We start from the raw sequence: 17246 nt of genomic DNA on the forward strand, positions 1-17246 counted from the left end.
TCATATGCCGTTTGATGGTATTGTTACACGTGCTGTAACAGAAGAATTAAAACAGGAATTATTACCGGGGAAAATTACGAAGATTCATCAACCAACCAAGACAGAGCTTGTTATAACCGTTCGTAGTCAAAGAAAGAATCATACATTATTATTATCCATTCATCCAACTTATGCTCGTGTCCAATTAACTGCGGACACATATACAAATCCACCCGAACCACCAATGTTTTGTATGGTTTTAAGAAAACATTTGTCAGGGGCAATTATAGAATCTATTGAACAGTATGGCATGGAACGCATCATCACCTTTTCCATACAATCAAGAAACGAAATCGGTGATATGACACAAAAAACATTGATCGTAGAATTAATGGGTAAACATAGTAATGTCATGCTAATCGATAAAGATAAAGGTCATATTATTGATAGCCTGAAACACGTTTCCATAGCTCAAAATCGTCATCGAACAATTCTGCCGGGACAGGATTATAAATTGCCGCCAATGCAAGATAAGCTGAATCCACTTGACATTGACGGGGAAAAACTTGCTAAAAAACTGGACTTTAATGCAGGTAAATTGGAAACACAATTGGTTAATAACCTCGTTGGTTTCTCACCATTTATTGCAAAAGAAATTGTCTATCTGGCAAACCTGGGTTCAATGGAACGCTATATCGAAGAATTCATGCGGGTTCAGCAACAAATCATTACCAACCAATATACACCAACCATCTATAGGGAGAATAAAGAAGACTTTCATGTGCTTCCGATTACTGCCTTCTCGGGTGAACAAGAAACGTTCTCATCGACAAATCAGATGCTTGATCAATTTTATTCCGGTAAAGCAGAACGTGACCGTGTAAAACAGCAAGCAAAAGATTTATATCGATTTATCAAAAACGAAAAAAATAAAAACGAACGAAAAATGAAAAAGCACCTCCAAACGATGAAGAAAGCGGAGGGTGCAGAACGTTATCAAAAACTTGGGGAGTTATTGACGGCTCACCTGCATCTTGTTGCCAAAGGTGATCATCAAGTCTCCGTTGTTGATTACTATGATCCGAATCAACAAGAGATAACAATTGATCTAAATCCGAACAAAACACCAAGTGAAAATGCACAAGGACTCTATAAAAAGTACCAGAAATTAAAAACATCAAAACAAGTTATCGAAAAAGAAATCCAAAAAACCAAACAGGAAATGAACTATTTCGATCAATTAATGCAGCAAATCGACGTTGCAAGTGTTTCAGATCTTGAGGAAATTCGTGATGAGCTCCGTTCTGAAGGATATATAAAAAGACAGGCAAAAGGGAAGCAGAAAAACAAACCGAAAAAACCTGTTCCAGAGGCCTTTACAGCTACAGACGGCACACCAATACTTGTCGGTAAAAACAATATTCAAAATGAATATGTCACAACCAAGCTTGCACATCGTGATGACATCTGGTTGCACACGAAGGATATTCCCGGCTCTCATGTAGTCATCCGTTCAAAGGAACCAGGCGAAGAAACATTGCTAGAAGCCGCACATTTAGCTGCTTATTTTAGTAAATCTCAAGGTTCTGCCTCTGTGCCCGTTGACTATACGAAAATACGCCACGTTAAAAAGCCAAACGGTGCAAAACCGGGCTATGTAACCTACGACAACCAGAAAACATTGTTCGTCACACCAACAGATGACATGACAAACAAATTAAGAAACAAGTAAATTGGATGATTCTTGAAAACACTAAGGCACTCGCCATTAATGGCGAGTGCCTTAGCCTGTTGTGCAGATAAGATAGAATCGTTTTCTTATACAACTTGTGGTTTCAACGTTACATCAATATTGCCTCTGGTTGCTTTAGAATAAGGGCACGCCTTATGAGCGTCTTCCGCTAATTCCTCTGCTTCCTCAGGACTTACGCCTTCTATTTTAATATTTAATGTTGCCGCTATCTTAAATCCACCATCTGCCGGATCTTTAAGAAAACTAACATCTGCGGTTGTTTCTGAACTAATTTTCTTCTTTTGTTTGGAAGCTACCAAATTTAATGCCCCATCATAACATGCAGCATAAGCAGCAGCAAAGAGCTGCTCCGGATTTGAGCCTTTATCTGTTTTATTATTGGCTGGATTAACCAGATTCAAATCAATTAATCCATCATCCGATTTCACATGACCATCTCTACCATTTTTTGCAGTTGCACTTGACGTAAATATTACATCGCTCATACGATAAACACTCCTTTTAATGTATGATACTAGTACTATTCCTTACTTGTAATAAATTTAAACATCTATTTTATAATTATCCTAGCGTATGATATAATTATATAGTTAAATAGAAAACAGGAAAGGGAGGTGAATAGAATGGTTGAACTTTTAAATGGGCTGGCAAACGATATATCCCCAATTTATTTATATGTTAGTATTTTACTGACAATTGTCTGCTCCTACCAATTATTGTCGATTAGTTTAAAGGGAAATGCTGGTAATAACAATGTTTATATCAGAAATTATCATGCCATCAAAGTGCGTTTACTCCCGATGCAGGAATTGTTTGGCGAAATTATCGGAATTCATGACTGGATCACAAAAAAGACAAAGCGTAAAGCAGGACCAGATGATGATACTGACCACCCATCCTTCTCGTTTTTAAGTATACTTTTACACAATCGAGGAGGACAATCATGTACAATCATATATTCACTTTCTTTAAAAAATACAGGTTCGTTGGTTTAATACTTTTATTGTTATTAACCGGATGTCAGTTAAATAGCCCAATTGATGCGAATTCCACCGGTTTTTTTAATCATTATTTTATTTACCCATTTTCACTGCTTATCAAGTTCTTTGCTTCCATGCTTGGTGAGAATTATGGCTGGTCGATTGTTTTAATCACCTTGTTAATTCGCCTTATTCTTATGCCATTCTCATTAAAACAGGTGAAAAGCAGTATGAAGATGAAGGAAAAAATGAATGTAATGAAACCTGAAATGGATGCCATTACAGAGAAATATAAAGATAAGCGGGATGCGAATGCACAAATGGAAAAACAGCAGGAAATGACCAAGCTTTATCAAAAGCATGACATGAATCCATTAACATCTTTTGGTTGTTTGCCAATGGTTATTCAATTTCCAATTATTATTGCTTTCTACTACTCTATCAGACGCACGCCAGAAATCGCTGCACACTCTTTTCTTTGGTTTAATTTAGGGCAAGTCGATTTCATTATTCCATTTGTGGCTGCTGCTATTTACTTTCTGCAGTCCAGAGTCTCTCTTATTGGGATGGAACCCAAGCAACGAAAACAGATGGCGATTATGGGGCTAATATCTCCAGTAATGATTGGATTTATTTCCTTCACAACACCAGCTGCATTGCCTTTATACTGGACAGTGAGTGGGCTATTTCTAGTCTTCCAAACATTAATATCTAAAAAACTATACCAACCAAATAAACAATAAGAAAACAGCACATCGATGGCGATGTGCTGTTTTCGTTGCATAAGTACAACTAAGAATTTTGCTATGGTAAAAGCTAAGTTTTCTAAACACAAAATCTATAAATTGTAACATAATGTACCGCTCCGGAAATACACCACGCTTTCCGCGGGCTCGCGCTGAGCCTCCTCGCAAAAAAACGCTGCGGGGTCTCAGCGTCTTCGCTTTCCCGCAGGAGTCTACGTGTATTTTCTTCGCTGATATTGTGTTTTGTAACTTCATCACATTAATTACTTAAGTATATCAAAACATTAGCTATCGACTTTTATGATGGTTGATTGGAGCGGAGGGAAGTCGACTCCAGTGGGAAAAGCAACAAGTCTTTATGGTGGGACGAGTTAGCGCAGTCCCAGCTGAAAATCCCGCAGGAAGCGATTTTTGCTTTCGAGGAAGTTGAAGCGTTGCCCGCGGAAAGCGACTGCCCGGAGCGGAAATCAACATGCCTTTAATTAGCAGTTTCTATCAAATGTAAGAATTAAAAAGCAACCAAATTTGGATAAGAAAGATTTAAACTTTCTTATCTGCCAAAAAAACAACAACGTTTTTCCGTGGGACGATCCCATGGCACAGTCCCATTTTTTTGAGAAAAGAGCTATTAAATAAATGTTTCATTTGTTAGTGCTTGAATAAAATGATCGACCTGTGGTAAATTTCGTATCCCCTCTTGATAACAAACCCACGTGTCCCTTGTAACACTTTTTCCATTCAATTTTAGTGCGATATTTGGGTAATCATCTTTCATGAAATCAGATACACTCTCAGGCAAAACTGCCATTCCCAGGCCTTGTTTCATAAACTGTCTACATGTTTCAATTTGGTCTACCCGAATCGCTTTCACTGGTTTAATTTCATCCTGATGATGATAAAGCCAATGATCTACTAATTCATGCATACTATCATCACTTTTAAAGGAAATTAATGGACGTTCTTTTAGCTTATTTTTCGGAAAATCTTCCGTATCAAATATGTATAGTGGATCAGCAAATAATCGCTCGGAAATACTTTCTTTCAGCTTCTCTCCACGAATAATACAAACATGATAATTTTTATGATTTCGTTTTATATCTTCACTTATTCCTGTAACTAGATCAATCGATACTTTTGGATATGCCTTTGTGAATTCAGCTAGAATAGATGGTAGAAACCGTTGACTGATAATTGATGAACAAGCAATAGACAATGTACCTTGTACCTCTTGACTAGTTTCTGCAAGCATATTTTTAATCGCCTGATCCTGTTCCAGCATTTTTTTAGCGTGTTCTAGAATCACCTCTCCACTTGGGGTTACGATTAACTTTTTAGAGGTGCGTATAAAGATCTTTTCCCCGAAATAGGTCTCAATGTATTTTAATCGCTGTGTTACTGCAGGCTGGGAAATAAGAATAGCTTTGGCTGCTCCCCTAATTGTCCCTACCTCGTTTAGCTTCAACAATAATGCATAATCATCTATTTTCATATTTACATTCCCCTATCGATAATTAATTGTTATTACCTTTGATTATATACTAGTATTTTACTTATTGCATGAATAAGCATATGCTAATAATATAAAGAAAGATTTCAGTGGGGACTTCAACGCACAGGATTTGCTAATGCAAACGCAAACGTTGACGCGTGACGTCGCAAATTTAGTCTGCCTCTCCCCTGAATGTTAGTTAAACCAATCGGGCTTGTGCGCGCAGTTATCCCCTACATGAAATTTTCAGTTTACCAACTTTTCAGGTGTGGGTTTTATTGTCTGCTAAACTTCGATACATTAAATTCAATAGAAAGTAGGGAATCGCTTTGCAGGAAAAAGAATATGTAAAACAGGTATTTTCAAAAAATAAAGAAGCATATGTACAGAGCACCACGCATGCGAACGGGGATGACCTTTCCTTAATGGTCAAATGGTTACAACCGGATACTACAATGAATGCACTCGATATAGCGACTGGTGGGGGACATGTTGCAAAAAGACTTGCCAATGATGTCAAGGAGGTAACCGCAACAGATATTACAGAAGACATGCTAACTAATACGAGTAGACACTTACAGCAATATAAGAATATCAGTTTCGAAGTTGCAGATGCAGAAGCATTGCCTTTTCAAGATCGTACATTTGACATTGTTACATGCAGAATTGCAGCACACCACTTCCCACATCCGGACCAATTTCTATCTGAAGTATATCGTGTTTTAAAACCTAATGGCCAATTTCTATTCATTGATAATGTAGCAGCCGACAAGAAACCCTTAGATCAATTTATTAACACCTTAGAGAAGATGCGTGATTACAGTCACGTCCGCTCCCTAAAAATTTCTGAGTGGGAACAGCTACTTGAGAAACAGCATTTAACAATCGAAAAACAACAATCCAGGAAAAAGGTATTACCTTTTGAATCATGGGTTACACGAACCTTGGACACGAAAGCAGCACATGATAAGGTAAGTGATTTTATACTGCGTGCGAGCAAAGAGATACTGGAATACTATGATGTAAAATTACAGGATGATCAGATCCAATCTTTTGCGATCGATGAGTGGATGGTTTTATGTCATAAAGGAAAGGTTTTATGAAAGATTGTTGTTATTCGTACCGCCCAGAGCGTCTATAAATGAATACTCACCAGCAGAGGAAATATGCGAGTCTCAAGTTAGGCAAGATCCCGGCAAGGAACGAGCTGAGGCAGACTAAGTACACCACGCCCCGCCGCATGACAAAGTCTGAATAAAAACAATCTATACGAAAAGAACATAAAGAAACAGCTAAGACCAATTATCCTAGCTGTTTCTTTGCATATCTCGTTGTACCATTACAATGTATCCCGCCAGGAAATTAATTGTTGCTTTTCTGCTTCCTGAATTTCACCATCCACCACTAAAGCATCAACCAATAGATCAAAATCTGTAATCGTTTGGTAAGGTATTCCTGCATCTGCAAAATTTTTTTCAGACTTTTGCAAACCATAAGTAAAGATCGCTAGCACGCCTAGCACACCTAAGCCTTCCTCTTGCAATGCATGAGCAGATTCAATTGATGAGCCGCCAGTCGAAATCAAATCTTCAATAACCACTACTTTTTGACCTGCTTTAAATGCTCCTTCGATCTGATTACCTTTTCCATGCCCTTTTGGTTTGGAACGGACATAAATCATCGGAAGATCTAACATCTCCGCTAACCAGGCTGCATGGGGAATCCCTGCGGTTGCACAGCCGGCGATTACATCCGGTTTTTCTTCCATTTGGTCAATCAGCTGAACAAATGCTTCACTGATTTTATTTCGAATCTTAGGATATGACATTGTTAATCGATTATCACAATAGATCGGGGACTTTATGCCTGAAGTCCATGTGAAATAATCATTTGGATTAATTTGTACGGCTTGTATGGATAATAAATCTCTTGCTAGTACTTGGCTTAATTCCATTCGGTTCCCAACTCCTTCATTGCTTGTTCATATGCTTGATATGGATATGCAGCTGTCGTAACACTTCTGCCAATGACCAGTATATCAGCACCGTTTTCACGTGCAAATGACGGTGTAGCAATGCGTCTTTGATCATCTGTATTAGAGTTTGCTAAACGAATACCTGGTGTTACAGTGAGGAATGATGTCCCACAGGATGCTTTTATCTGATTTGCTTCATGAACAGAGCAAACAACGCCGTCCGCTCCACTTTGCTTTGAAACTTTTGCTAGGTGGACCGCGTTTTCCTCTACTTCTCCCGGTAAACGGAGTTCACCATTGATTGTTTCTTGACCCATGGAAGTCAAAATGGTGACAGCAATCAGTTTTGTTTCATGACTTTTCGACCCACTTAACAGTCCTAGTTTTGCCTGTTCGATCATTTCACTTCCACCAAGCGCGTGGACATTTACAATATCCACACCAAGTCCAGCAATATTTTTCATTGCCCTTCTTACCGTCGTTGGAATATCGTGTAATTTTAAATCGAGAAAAACGGGGTGATTATTCTCCTTTAATTTTTCTATAACTCGTGGACCTTCCCGGAAAAAAAGCTCCATTCCAACTTTAACTGGAACACCAATTAATTGATTTGCTGCAATAAATTCCTTTGATGCTTTCCAATCCGGAAAATCGAGAGCCAGATAGATAGATGGATTCATACGGTAATCCCCTTTCCGATAGCATCTTGCACTGTGTTAAAACCATATTTTTTTAATGTATGGGGTAATGCATCAATCAATTCAGGGCAAATAAATGGGTTTTGAAAATTTGCCGTGCCAACAGCAACAGCACTTGCTCCAGCTAGCAGAAATTCCAGCACGTCTTCTGAAGTAGTAATGCCCCCCATACCAATAATAGGAATTGAAACTTGTTGCTTCACTTCATAAATCATTCTGATTGCAACTGGCTTAATCGCAGCGCCTGATAAGCCTCCTGTTTGATTGGCTAATAATGGACGTTTGCTTGGTAGATGAATCTGCATGCCTGTTAGTGTGTTAATCATTGACAGTCCATCTGCTCCAGCAGCTTCTACAGCTGTAGCCATGGCTACAATGTCTGAAACATTGGGTGATAGCTTTACATATACAGGAAGATTGCTCGCCTTTTTCACTCTTTCCGTCACATTCGCCGCCATTTTTGGATCTGTTCCAAATTGAATGCCACCCTCTTTTACATTCGGACAGGATATATTCAATTCTAAGGCGTGAACGTGATCTGTCTCGTTAAAAGCAGCGGCAACCTTTTCATATTCCTCTATTGAACTTCCAGCTATATTTGCAATAATCGGCAGTTCATAGTTTGCTAAATAGGATACCTCTGTTTCAATGATGCTTTCAACACCCGGGTTCTGTAAACCAATGGCATTTAACATACCGGAAGCCGTTTCCGCTACACGGGGAGTAGCATTTCCAAATCGCTCCGAGCCAGTTGCTGCTTTCATCATGATCGCGCCTAATTTACTTAAATCATAAAACTCGCTATATTCACGTCCAAACCCAAAACAACCGGAAGCTGGCATAATTGGGTTTTTAAGCTGTAATCCTGGTAAATCAACCGCTAAATTGTTCATAAGCTTACCTCCTGCGCATCAAATACGGGACCATCCTTACAAATCTTTTTATAGCCACCTGCATCATCCGTAGGAATCACACAGGCAAAGCATGCACCGACCCCACACCCCATACGTTCCTCTAATGAAATGTAGCCCGGTTTATCTTTTAAACTGGCTGTAACAGCCTGAAGCATCGGCACAGGGCCACAGGAGTAATAACGATCGAATGATTCTACGCTGTGTAAAACATCTGTGACAAATCCTTGATCCCCATAAGATCCATCATCCGTAACGATATAAGTCTCGCCAAGTGCACGAAATTTTTCTTCATAAAAAACACTTTTACTCGTTTGAAAACCAAGGACAGAAATAATGTGCATATCAAGCTGCGCTAATGTTTTTCCAAGGTAATACAGTGGTGGAACACCAATCCCACCGCCGATTAAAAGAATCGTGGACTGATTGTCGTTATGAAGCTGAAAGCCATTCCCGCTTGGGCCTAAAGCATCAATAGTCATCCCAACTTGATAAGATGCAAGGTCATGCGTTCCGGATCCAAGCATTTTAAACAAAATTGTAATCGTATGTTCAGTCTTGTTTACATCTGCAATGGAAATCGGCCTTCTTAGCGTATGTCCGCTTACAAGTAAATGTAAAAATTGTCCGGGTACAGCTGTTTGACTCATGTAGTTATTTTCCAGAACCATTTCAACCGTATCTAATGCAATTCGTTTGGTCGATTTAATGCGCATGGTTTCTTTTTTCATTATATATGCACTACCTTTTCCAAAAAGTTTTTTTAACCATCCAAACCTTCTTTATAAACTACCTTACCCGCTACAATTGTTAACACAGGTATTCCAGCCACATCCCAGTCCTGAAAAGGCATATTCTTCCCTTTTGAATAGAAGGATTTTTTATCTATTGTTAATTGCTTGTCTAAGTTGACAAGGGTCAGGTCAGCAGGCTTGCCTTCCTCCAGTACACCGTAAGGCAATCCAAACACCGTTGCAGGCTTAATGGTTAACCAGTCAACCAATTGCTGTAATGTGACTTTTCCTGTTTGTACAAGATGTGTATAAAGTAAAGGAAAAGCTGTTTCCAGACCGACAATTCCAAATGGTGATTCCAGAAAACCTTTTGCTTTTTCATCTTCAGCGTGTGGGGCATGGTCTGTTGCGATAAAATCGATGGTTCCATCAAGTAGACCATCCATCAAAGCTTGCTGATCCGCTTTCGCACGTAATGGTGGATTCATCTTAAAGTTCGTATCACCTGCTTTTACATCGTGTTCATTTAATAACAAATGGTGAGGCGTTACTTCGGAAGTCACATGAATACCAGCTCTTTTTGCATCGCGGATAACACGAACTGATTCCTTAGTGCTTACATGACAAACATGATAATGACAGCCTGCCGCTTCAGCTAGTAAAACATCGCGAGCAATTTGGACAGACTCACTTAGTGATGGTATTCCAGGAATGTCAAGGCGCTTACTTACCTCTCCATCGTGAACGACACCACCATAAACAATCGAATTATCTTCACAATGGGCAACAATCGCTTTGCCGCACGCAGCAGCTTCTTTCATTGCCCGCAACATATAATCAGCGGTTTGTATACCAACACCATCATCCGTAAAAGCAAACACACCTGTTTCGGCCACTTCCTTGATGTCCGTTAATACTTCTCCCTTTAAATCTTTTGTAATGGAAGCATATGGTAACACACGGACAACTGCATCTTTTTCAATGCGCGAAAAAAGGTCCTGTACGGTTTCAACATCACCAGGTACAGGAGAAGTATTCGGCATGGAACAAACAGTTGTAAAACCACCGCTTGCGGCTGCTTCCGTTCCAGACTTGATTGTCTCTTTGTGCTCTCCGCCTGGTTCACGTAAATGAATATGCACATCGATAAATCCAGGGAATAGCATATTGTTTTTACAGTCAATCACCTGATCCGCACTTTCTGAAATCACAGTCGCTATTTGTTTAATTTTCCCGGATTCAATCAATACTTCACACGCTTTTGGTTCGTTGGTAGGTAATAACATTTTTGTGTTTTTCAATAGAATTTTCATTGATAATCCCCCATTCTTGTAGTAGCTCCGTCATAATTGCCATTCTTACATAAACCCCATTATTCATTTGTTTAAAAATTCTCGAACGTTCACATTCTACTAAATCTGTATCTATCTCAACGTCCCGATTGATTGGCGCAGGATGTAAAATGATCGCATCTTTTTTCATTCGTTTTTCCCGTTCTTTTGTTAACCCATAATTGTAAAGATAATTCTCCGTTGTTTCCAATTGCGCTTCATGTCTTTCATGCTGAATACGCAACAGCATGATCACATCACATATTTTCACCGCTTTATCTATCGTAATATACGGTGCTTGTATGGTCATATCTTCAAAACCCGGAGCGGCACAAAGGTATACATTTGCTCCCATTTTCTTTAATGCATTCACATTTGAACGTGCCACACGACTATGTTTGATATCACCGACGATGGCAATATTTAAATCTTTTAAAGTGCCATATTCTTGATAGATTGTTAGCATATCCAGCATACACTGTGTAGGGTGTTCTACTTTTCCTGCTCCACCATTAATCATTGGAATCGATATATGGTCCATTAACGCTTTGAACCAGTCGTCATCTTGATGGCGAACCACTAATAAATTCGCGCCGATTGCTTCAAACGTTTTTGCTGTATCATATAATGTTTCACCTTTATTCGTACTGGAGGATGCCTTATGGAAGTCCAGTACCTCAAATCCTAATTTCCGTTGTGCCACTACGAAGCTCATTTTTGTTCTTGTACTTGATTCAAAAAATAAATTCGCTGCAAATAATTGATCATTTAATTTAAGGTTTTTATGTCGGAACTGTTCAGCCGTTTCGATAATCCCGTATATCTCTTTCGGTTTTAGTTGATCTACTGAAATAAAATGTTGCATAACAATCTCCTACTTTCCTTAAATAGATTATTTTTGCTTTTTTTCCATCTGTATTAAAAAAACCTCTTTGCAATTGGTTGCAAAGAGGTACACGTGTAGTTTTGTATACACGTTTTTCCTAGCAACCTTGTAAATCTCTCTGGATTTATTTAAAGGTTCACGATTTACTTTTCATAGATAGATACTTGATCAATTTTATCAATTTCATTTAAGTGAACAACGATTACCTCTTGTTCAGATGTAGGTATGTTTTTACCAACGTAATCTGCTCTGAGTGGTAATTCCCGGTGTCCGCGGTCTACGAGCACAGCAAGCTGAATTTGTGACGGTCTGCCCAGATCCATCACCGCATCCATTGCTGCCCTTACTGTTCTTCCTGTATACAGCACATCATCGATTAGAATCACCTTTTTACCTGTAAAGTCAACCTCAATGTTTGTTGCATTCACGCGCGGTTCTTCACGATCATCCACCTTCTCTAAATCATCACGGTATAACGTAATGTCCAGTTCCCCCATAGGAATCTTTATATCCTCAATTTGTGTAATCTTTTCCTGTAACCGCTCAGCAAGTGGCACGCCTCGGGTTTTCACACCTACTAAAAGCAGATTTTCTCCGCCTTTATTTTTCTCAACGATTTCATGGGCAATTCTCGTTAACGCACGGTTAATTGCGGCTTCATCCAGCAACACTGTTTTTTTCTTCATTTCACATTCAACTCCTCATTCAAAGGCCTTCATTGCACTTATACTGATATCTTTAAAGGTTGTGCTTTCCTATCGGTATAAAAAAAGTCCCTTTCTCCAGGAGGAAAAAGGGACTATAGTATATGTATCGCTACATGTATACTAATCCGTGTCCTTTTCAGCCTCTCTGGACTATGTTAAAGGGTCTTATTCATTTCATTTATTATGACAAACTACATCTACAATGTCAATACATTTTTTCTATATAGGCTAACGTTTCATGGAAATATGCTGGTGCTTCCGCGTTGAATTCCATCCATTCTTTTTTAGTTGGATGTGTGAATCCAATTGTTTTCGCATGCAACGCTTGTCCACCCGTATCCAACGTTTTCCGCGGACCATACTTTAGATCCCCAACAATTGGAAAATCAATATATCTCATATGCACCCGTATTTGGTGTGTTCTGCCTGTTTCCAATTGACATTCCACATGGGTGTAATCAGGAAATCGTTTGATTACTTTAAAATTGGTAACAGCAGACTTGCCACCATCAACGACCGCCATTTTTTGTCGGTCCTTTGGATCTCTGCCAATTGGCGCATCAATTAATCCTACTTCATGTGAAATCTCTCCATGTACGATCGTTTCGTACTTGCGTGTTACTTCTTTCATGGACAGTTGTTCAGCCAACTGAACATGTGCATAATCATTTTTCGCAACAACCAATAGACCACTTGTATCCTTATCAATCCGGTGAACAATACCGGGGCGTTCTACCCCATTAATTCCGGATAAATCATTGCAATGATAAAGTAACGCATGAACAAGGGTACCATGCTGGTGACCTGCTGAAGGATGCACAACCATTCCTTTTGGTTTATTAACGACCAGTAAATCACTGTCCTCATAAACAATCAATAAAGGAATGTTTTCTGCTGCTATATTTAGTGGCTCTAATGCTGGAATCGACCATGTAACCTCGTCACCTGCCTGGCATTTGTAATTTGCCTTTGCAGGTTCATTGTTAACGAGTACATGTCCTTTTGTTATCCATAATTGAACTTGCGACCGTGAACGATCTGGATTGCATTCAGCTAATAATTTATCTAATCTTATTTTTTCCTGCTCTTCTGTTACTGTGTGATTAAATGTTGTCATTGTTTAACTTTTCCTTTCTTTTTTTCATCGATGATTGTCGCAATAATAATGAGGATGACACCAACCACTAATGAAGAATCAGCTACATTAAAAATCGGGTAATTATAGTTGAATATAATAAAGTCAAAAAAGTCGACAACTTCTTGTCGGAATAAACGGTCCATAAAGTTCCCCAACGCTCCACCAAGAATCAAACTTAGGGATACAGCCAGCAGTTTACTTTCCTTCGCATACTTTTGCATGTAAAAGATAATCCCTACGACGACAACAGCAGTAATAATATAGAAGAATCCCATTTGCCCTTGTAAAATCCCCCAGGCAGCACCCTGGTTCCGATGTGACGTGATATAAAAGAAGTCTTCAATCACCGTTATACTATCTCCATACGCCATCGTTTTTACAATGACCCATTTGGACAGTTGATCGATAACAACGACAATAAATGCGATAATATAGTACCAATACATATCGTTTCCCCCGATTCCATTTCTGCATCTTACTAATTTTAAGCCTAAACGCATATATTTTCAATACATATCAAAAATAGTGAAAAAATACTCCCCTTTGATGAAAGAGGAGTATTTTTGTACAACGAGCCTATGCTGTATAGTTTTCTTTCACAACACTGGCACACCGTGTACATAAATCCGGATAGTCTTTATCTTCTCCAACTGTTTCGGAAGCCATCCAGCAGCGTTGACATTTTTCGCCTGGATGTTTTTCTACAGCAACATCAACATATTTATATGCTTTGGCTTCTTCATTATTGTCTGTTACAACAGCTTCAGAAACGATTAAATACTGGTGTAAGTGTTCCATATTTTTTAATACGGCTTTTGTTTCTTCATCTTTGGGAACAATGGTGATTTTAGCTTCCAATGATTTCCCAATTATTTTTTCATTTCTTGCTTCTTCTAATGCTTTTAATACATCGTCACGAACTTTCATAAACTGATCCCATTTTGCGACAGTCTCTGTAAAGTCTTCCATTTTATTCGGTTCAGGAATATCCGTTAATTGCACACTTTCTTCCTCAACTCCTGGAATATATTCCCATATTTCTTCAGTTGTATGTGGAATAATCGGTGTCAGTAATTTAACCATTGTCGTTAAAATTTCATAATAGCCAGTTTGAATACTACGGCGGCGTTTATTATCTTTTTCCTCGATATAAAGTACATCTTTAGCAAAATCTAAATAGAATGAACTCAAATCAACGGCACAGAAATTATGAATTTCATGGAAGATTGGTGAAAACTCATACTTATCATAGCTTTCTCGAACATTGCCTACCAATTCCCCTAATTGATGAAGCATATAGCGATCTACTTCTTCTAATTCACTTTCCGGAACACGATCCGTTGCAGGGTCAAAATCAGCTAAGTTTGCAAGCATAAACCGGAATGTATTTCGGATTTTACGGTAAGCCTCCGATATTTGCTTTAAAATTTCTTGAGAAATACGTACATCTGCTTGATAATCTACAGACGATACCCAAAGGCGTAAAATGTCTACCCCCCATTGCTTTTGCACTTTAGAAGGAACCATCACATTTCCTAATGATTTACTCATTTTTCTACCATTACCATCCAATACAAAACCATGACTTATAATGGTTTTAAATGGTGATTCACCAGTTACCGCAACTGCAGTAGATAGTGATGAATTAAACCATCCACGGTATTGATCACTGCCTTCTAAATAAATATCTGCTGGACGTTTTAGGTAAGGACGCCCTGCAAGTACTGCTTGATGGGATGATCCGGAATCAAACCAGACATCCATAATGTCCGTTTCTTTTGTAAAAGTCCCGTTTGGACTATGTTCCGATATAAATCCTTCTGGCAATAAATCTTTAGCATCCCATTCAAACCAGATATTTGATCCGTGTTCTGCAAACAGCTTGGATACATGGTCAATCGTTACATCAGTAATGATCGGTGTTTTATCCTCCCCGTAAAATACGGGAATCGGAACACCCCATGAACGTTGGCGTGAGATACACCAATCCTCACGGTCACGAACCATATTATAAAGACGCGTTTCCCCCCATGCCGGATACCAATTAACGCGTTTAATTTCATCCAGAATATCTTGACGAAAATCCTTGATCGAAGCAAACCATTGTGAAGTCGCACGGAAAATGGTTGGTTTCTTCGTCCGCCAATCATGTGGATAAGAATGCGTAATAAAGCCAAGCTTCAATAACGCACCAACTTCGTCCAATTTCTCTGTAATTGCCTGATTTGCTTTATCGTAAAATATACCCTCAAATCCAGGAGCTTCATCCGTAAAGACACCTTTATCATCGACAGGTGAAAGTGCTTCAATACCGTAAGAACGAGCAACAATGAAGTCATCTTCACCATGTCCTGGCGCTGTATGAACACAGCCTGTCCCGGCATCTGTTGTTACATGATCACCAAGCATGATCAATGAATCACGGTCATAGAATGGATGTCTAGCAATGACTCTATCTGCTTCTTCCCCTTTAAACGTTTTTACAACTTGTGGATCTTTCCAATCCAACACTTCGGAAACTTCCTCCAGCAAATCTTTCGCAATAACATATTTTTCCTCGTTCACTGCCACTACCGCATAAATTAAATCAGGATGTAATGTGATACCTAAATTAGCAGGGATTGTCCAAGGTGTTGTTGTCCAGATAATAATTTTTTCGCCACCATCAAGTACATCTTTTCCGTCTGTGACTTCAAATGTAACGTAAATAGATGCAGAGCGTTTGTCCTGGTACTCAATTTCAGCTTCAGCTAAAGCTGATTCTGAGGATGGAGACCAGTAAACAGGTTTTTTACCTTTATAAATATAGCCTTTTTTAGCCATTTCACCAAAGACTCTAATTTGAGCTGCTTCATAATCCTTTGTTAATGTGATATATGGGTTATCCCACTCCCCACGGGCACCCAGCTGTTTAAATTGGGTACGTTGACTGTTCACTTGCCCCATTGCATATTCAGCACACTTTTGTCTGAATTCAGCGATACTCATTTTTTTACGGTCTACTTTTTTCTTTTTTGTGAGTGCTGTTTCAATTGGCAATCCATGTGTATCCCATCCAGGCACATACGGCGCATGAAAGCCAGACATTGATTTATAGCGGGTAATAAAATCCTTTAAGATTTGATTCAGTGCATGGCCAATGTGTAAATCCCCATTTGCGTATGGGGGCCCATCATGTAAAACAAATAATGGCCTTCCTTCTGTCCTTTTTTGGACCTTTTCGTATATATTCATCTCTTCCCACTGCGCCTGTCTTACTGGTTCTTTATTCGGTAAATTTCCGCGCATCGGAAATGCAGTTTTGGGCATTAATAATGTGTCCTTATAATCCATTTAATACTTCCTCCTTTAAAATAAACGCTTTTAAAATTTTGTTGCTTTTTAGTTCTCGTTTTTGATAACAACTGCAATAGTAAGAACTGGTTGTTTTCCGCTGCGGACCGTTGCTTTCCGCGGGCACGGCTTCAGCCTCCTCGAGAAAACCACTCTGCGGGGGCTTCAGACACGTGCTGTTCCCGCAGGAGTCAACGTTCCTTCGCTTCAAACAAACATCATAATAGGTGAAAAAAATATTGTACTGTTGTCAAACTCCATGTTAGCGAAGTGTATTTCCTTAGCAGTATGGCGGTGGGACGAACCCACGGTGCAGTCCCAATCTTTGACAAAAGAAAAAATAAACAAAAAAGCCCCCTACATCCCAAAAGGGACGAGAAGACTCGCGGTACCACCCTTATAAATTTAAACACATGCTTTAAATTCACTCGATATTCTTAACGTGAATAAACCGTCCACTATTACTGTTATTCATAATGGATACTCCAGAGTGATTTTCCAAAGGTGCTGCTGGTCAGGCTTTCACCACCCACTGACTCGCTACTATGCAGCACGCTACCTTTATACTGTCTCTGTCAACGTATTT

At 39.1% G+C, this 17246-nt stretch carries 16 protein-coding genes and 1 other annotated feature (1 of these 17 running past the window's edge); of the genes, 4 read left to right on the forward strand and 12 right to left on the reverse strand.

What is annotated here, in order from left to right:
• Nucleotides 1-4: 4 nt before the first annotated feature.
• Entirely contained in the window at nucleotides 5-1711 is a 1707-nt protein-coding gene (locus JOC34_RS04940; RefSeq protein ID WP_205135591.1) for an Rqc2 family fibronectin-binding protein, read from the forward strand.
• Nucleotides 1712-1797: 86 nt separating this feature from the next.
• Here JOC34_RS04940 and JOC34_RS04945 read toward each other — a convergent pair whose 3' ends face one another.
• The gene (locus tag JOC34_RS04945; RefSeq protein ID WP_205135592.1) at nucleotides 1798-2217 is read right to left on the reverse strand and encodes an organic hydroperoxide resistance protein; all 420 of its coding nucleotides are present in this window, start codon (nucleotides 2215-2217) and stop codon (nucleotides 1798-1800) included.
• A gap of 138 nt (nucleotides 2218-2355) precedes the next feature.
• Here JOC34_RS04945 and JOC34_RS04950 point away from each other — a divergent pair, with 138 nt between their 5' ends.
• Both JOC34_RS04950 and yidC read left to right on the forward strand, forming a co-directional pair.
• The gene (locus JOC34_RS04950) at nucleotides 2356-2727 is read left to right on the forward strand and encodes a hypothetical protein (RefSeq protein ID WP_205135593.1); all 372 of its coding nucleotides are present in this window, start codon (nucleotides 2356-2358) and stop codon (nucleotides 2725-2727) included.
• Nucleotides 2676-3455, forward strand: a complete 780-nt coding sequence (gene yidC / locus JOC34_RS04955) for a membrane protein insertase YidC (protein ID WP_205135594.1) — start codon at nucleotides 2676-2678, stop codon at nucleotides 3453-3455. Before JOC34_RS04950 ends, yidC begins: the two co-directional genes overlap by 52 nt.
• Before the next feature lie 631 nt (nucleotides 3456-4086).
• Here yidC and JOC34_RS04960 read toward each other — a convergent pair.
• Nucleotides 4087-4947: a LysR family transcriptional regulator gene (locus JOC34_RS04960; protein WP_205135595.1), complete on the reverse strand. Its 861-nt coding sequence runs from the start codon at nucleotides 4945-4947 to the stop codon at nucleotides 4087-4089.
• A 329-nt stretch (nucleotides 4948-5276) separates the two neighbouring features.
• On the opposite strand from JOC34_RS04960, the gene JOC34_RS04965 reads away from it, so the two are divergent.
• The gene (locus tag JOC34_RS04965; RefSeq protein WP_205135596.1) at nucleotides 5277-6050 is read left to right on the forward strand and encodes a class I SAM-dependent methyltransferase; all 774 of its coding nucleotides are present in this window, start codon (nucleotides 5277-5279) and stop codon (nucleotides 6048-6050) included.
• Between the two features lie 236 nt (nucleotides 6051-6286).
• Here JOC34_RS04965 and pyrE read toward each other — a convergent pair whose 3' ends face one another.
• The 10 genes from pyrE to ileS form a co-directional block, all read right to left on the reverse strand.
• On the reverse strand, nucleotides 6287-6901 hold the full coding sequence (pyrE, locus tag JOC34_RS04970; protein WP_205135597.1) for an orotate phosphoribosyltransferase: 615 nt from the start codon (nucleotides 6899-6901) through the stop codon (nucleotides 6287-6289).
• Nucleotides 6892-7602 carry an orotidine-5'-phosphate decarboxylase gene (gene pyrF / locus JOC34_RS04975; protein WP_205135598.1) on the reverse strand — a complete coding sequence of 237 codons (711 nt, stop codon included), beginning with the start codon at nucleotides 7600-7602 and terminating at the stop codon, nucleotides 6892-6894. Before pyrF ends, pyrE begins: the two co-directional genes overlap by 10 nt.
• On the reverse strand, nucleotides 7599-8513 hold the full coding sequence (locus JOC34_RS04980; protein ID WP_205135599.1) for a dihydroorotate dehydrogenase: 915 nt from the start codon (nucleotides 8511-8513) through the stop codon (nucleotides 7599-7601). The genes pyrF and JOC34_RS04980 overlap by 4 nt, the downstream gene beginning before the upstream one ends.
• A complete protein-coding gene (locus JOC34_RS04985; RefSeq protein ID WP_338062643.1) occupies nucleotides 8510-9265 on the reverse strand; it encodes a dihydroorotate dehydrogenase electron transfer subunit in 756 nt (251 codons plus the stop codon). Before JOC34_RS04985 ends, JOC34_RS04980 begins: the two co-directional genes overlap by 4 nt.
• Before the next feature lie 29 nt (nucleotides 9266-9294).
• Nucleotides 9295-10578, reverse strand: a complete 1284-nt coding sequence (locus JOC34_RS04990; protein ID WP_205135601.1) for a dihydroorotase — start codon at nucleotides 10576-10578, stop codon at nucleotides 9295-9297.
• Nucleotides 10517-11461 (reverse strand): aspartate carbamoyltransferase catalytic subunit, encoded by a 945-nt coding sequence (locus tag JOC34_RS04995; protein WP_205135602.1) that lies wholly within the window; start codon nucleotides 11459-11461, stop codon nucleotides 10517-10519. The genes JOC34_RS04990 and JOC34_RS04995 overlap by 62 nt, the downstream gene beginning before the upstream one ends.
• A gap of 164 nt (nucleotides 11462-11625) precedes the next feature.
• Nucleotides 11626-12168 (reverse strand): bifunctional pyr operon transcriptional regulator/uracil phosphoribosyltransferase PyrR, encoded by a 543-nt coding sequence (gene pyrR / locus JOC34_RS05000; protein WP_205135603.1) that lies wholly within the window; start codon nucleotides 12166-12168, stop codon nucleotides 11626-11628.
• A gap of 226 nt (nucleotides 12169-12394) precedes the next feature.
• A complete protein-coding gene (locus tag JOC34_RS05005) occupies nucleotides 12395-13306 on the reverse strand; it encodes an RluA family pseudouridine synthase (protein WP_205135604.1) in 912 nt (303 codons plus the stop codon).
• The gene (lspA, locus tag JOC34_RS05010) at nucleotides 13303-13773 is read right to left on the reverse strand and encodes a signal peptidase II (protein ID WP_205135605.1); all 471 of its coding nucleotides are present in this window, start codon (nucleotides 13771-13773) and stop codon (nucleotides 13303-13305) included. The genes JOC34_RS05005 and lspA overlap by 4 nt, the downstream gene beginning before the upstream one ends.
• A 130-nt stretch (nucleotides 13774-13903) precedes the next feature.
• Nucleotides 13904-16660, reverse strand: a complete 2757-nt coding sequence (gene ileS / locus JOC34_RS05015) for an isoleucine--tRNA ligase (protein ID WP_205135606.1) — start codon at nucleotides 16658-16660, stop codon at nucleotides 13904-13906.
• Nucleotides 16661-17026: 366 nt separating this feature from the next.
• Nucleotides 17027-17246: a binding site (T-box leader), on the reverse strand (it continues 2 nt past the right edge of the window).

It is taken from the genome of Virgibacillus halotolerans (assembly GCF_016908515.1).
Lineage (GTDB): Bacteria > Bacillota > Bacilli > Bacillales > Amphibacillaceae > Virgibacillus_M > Virgibacillus_M halotolerans.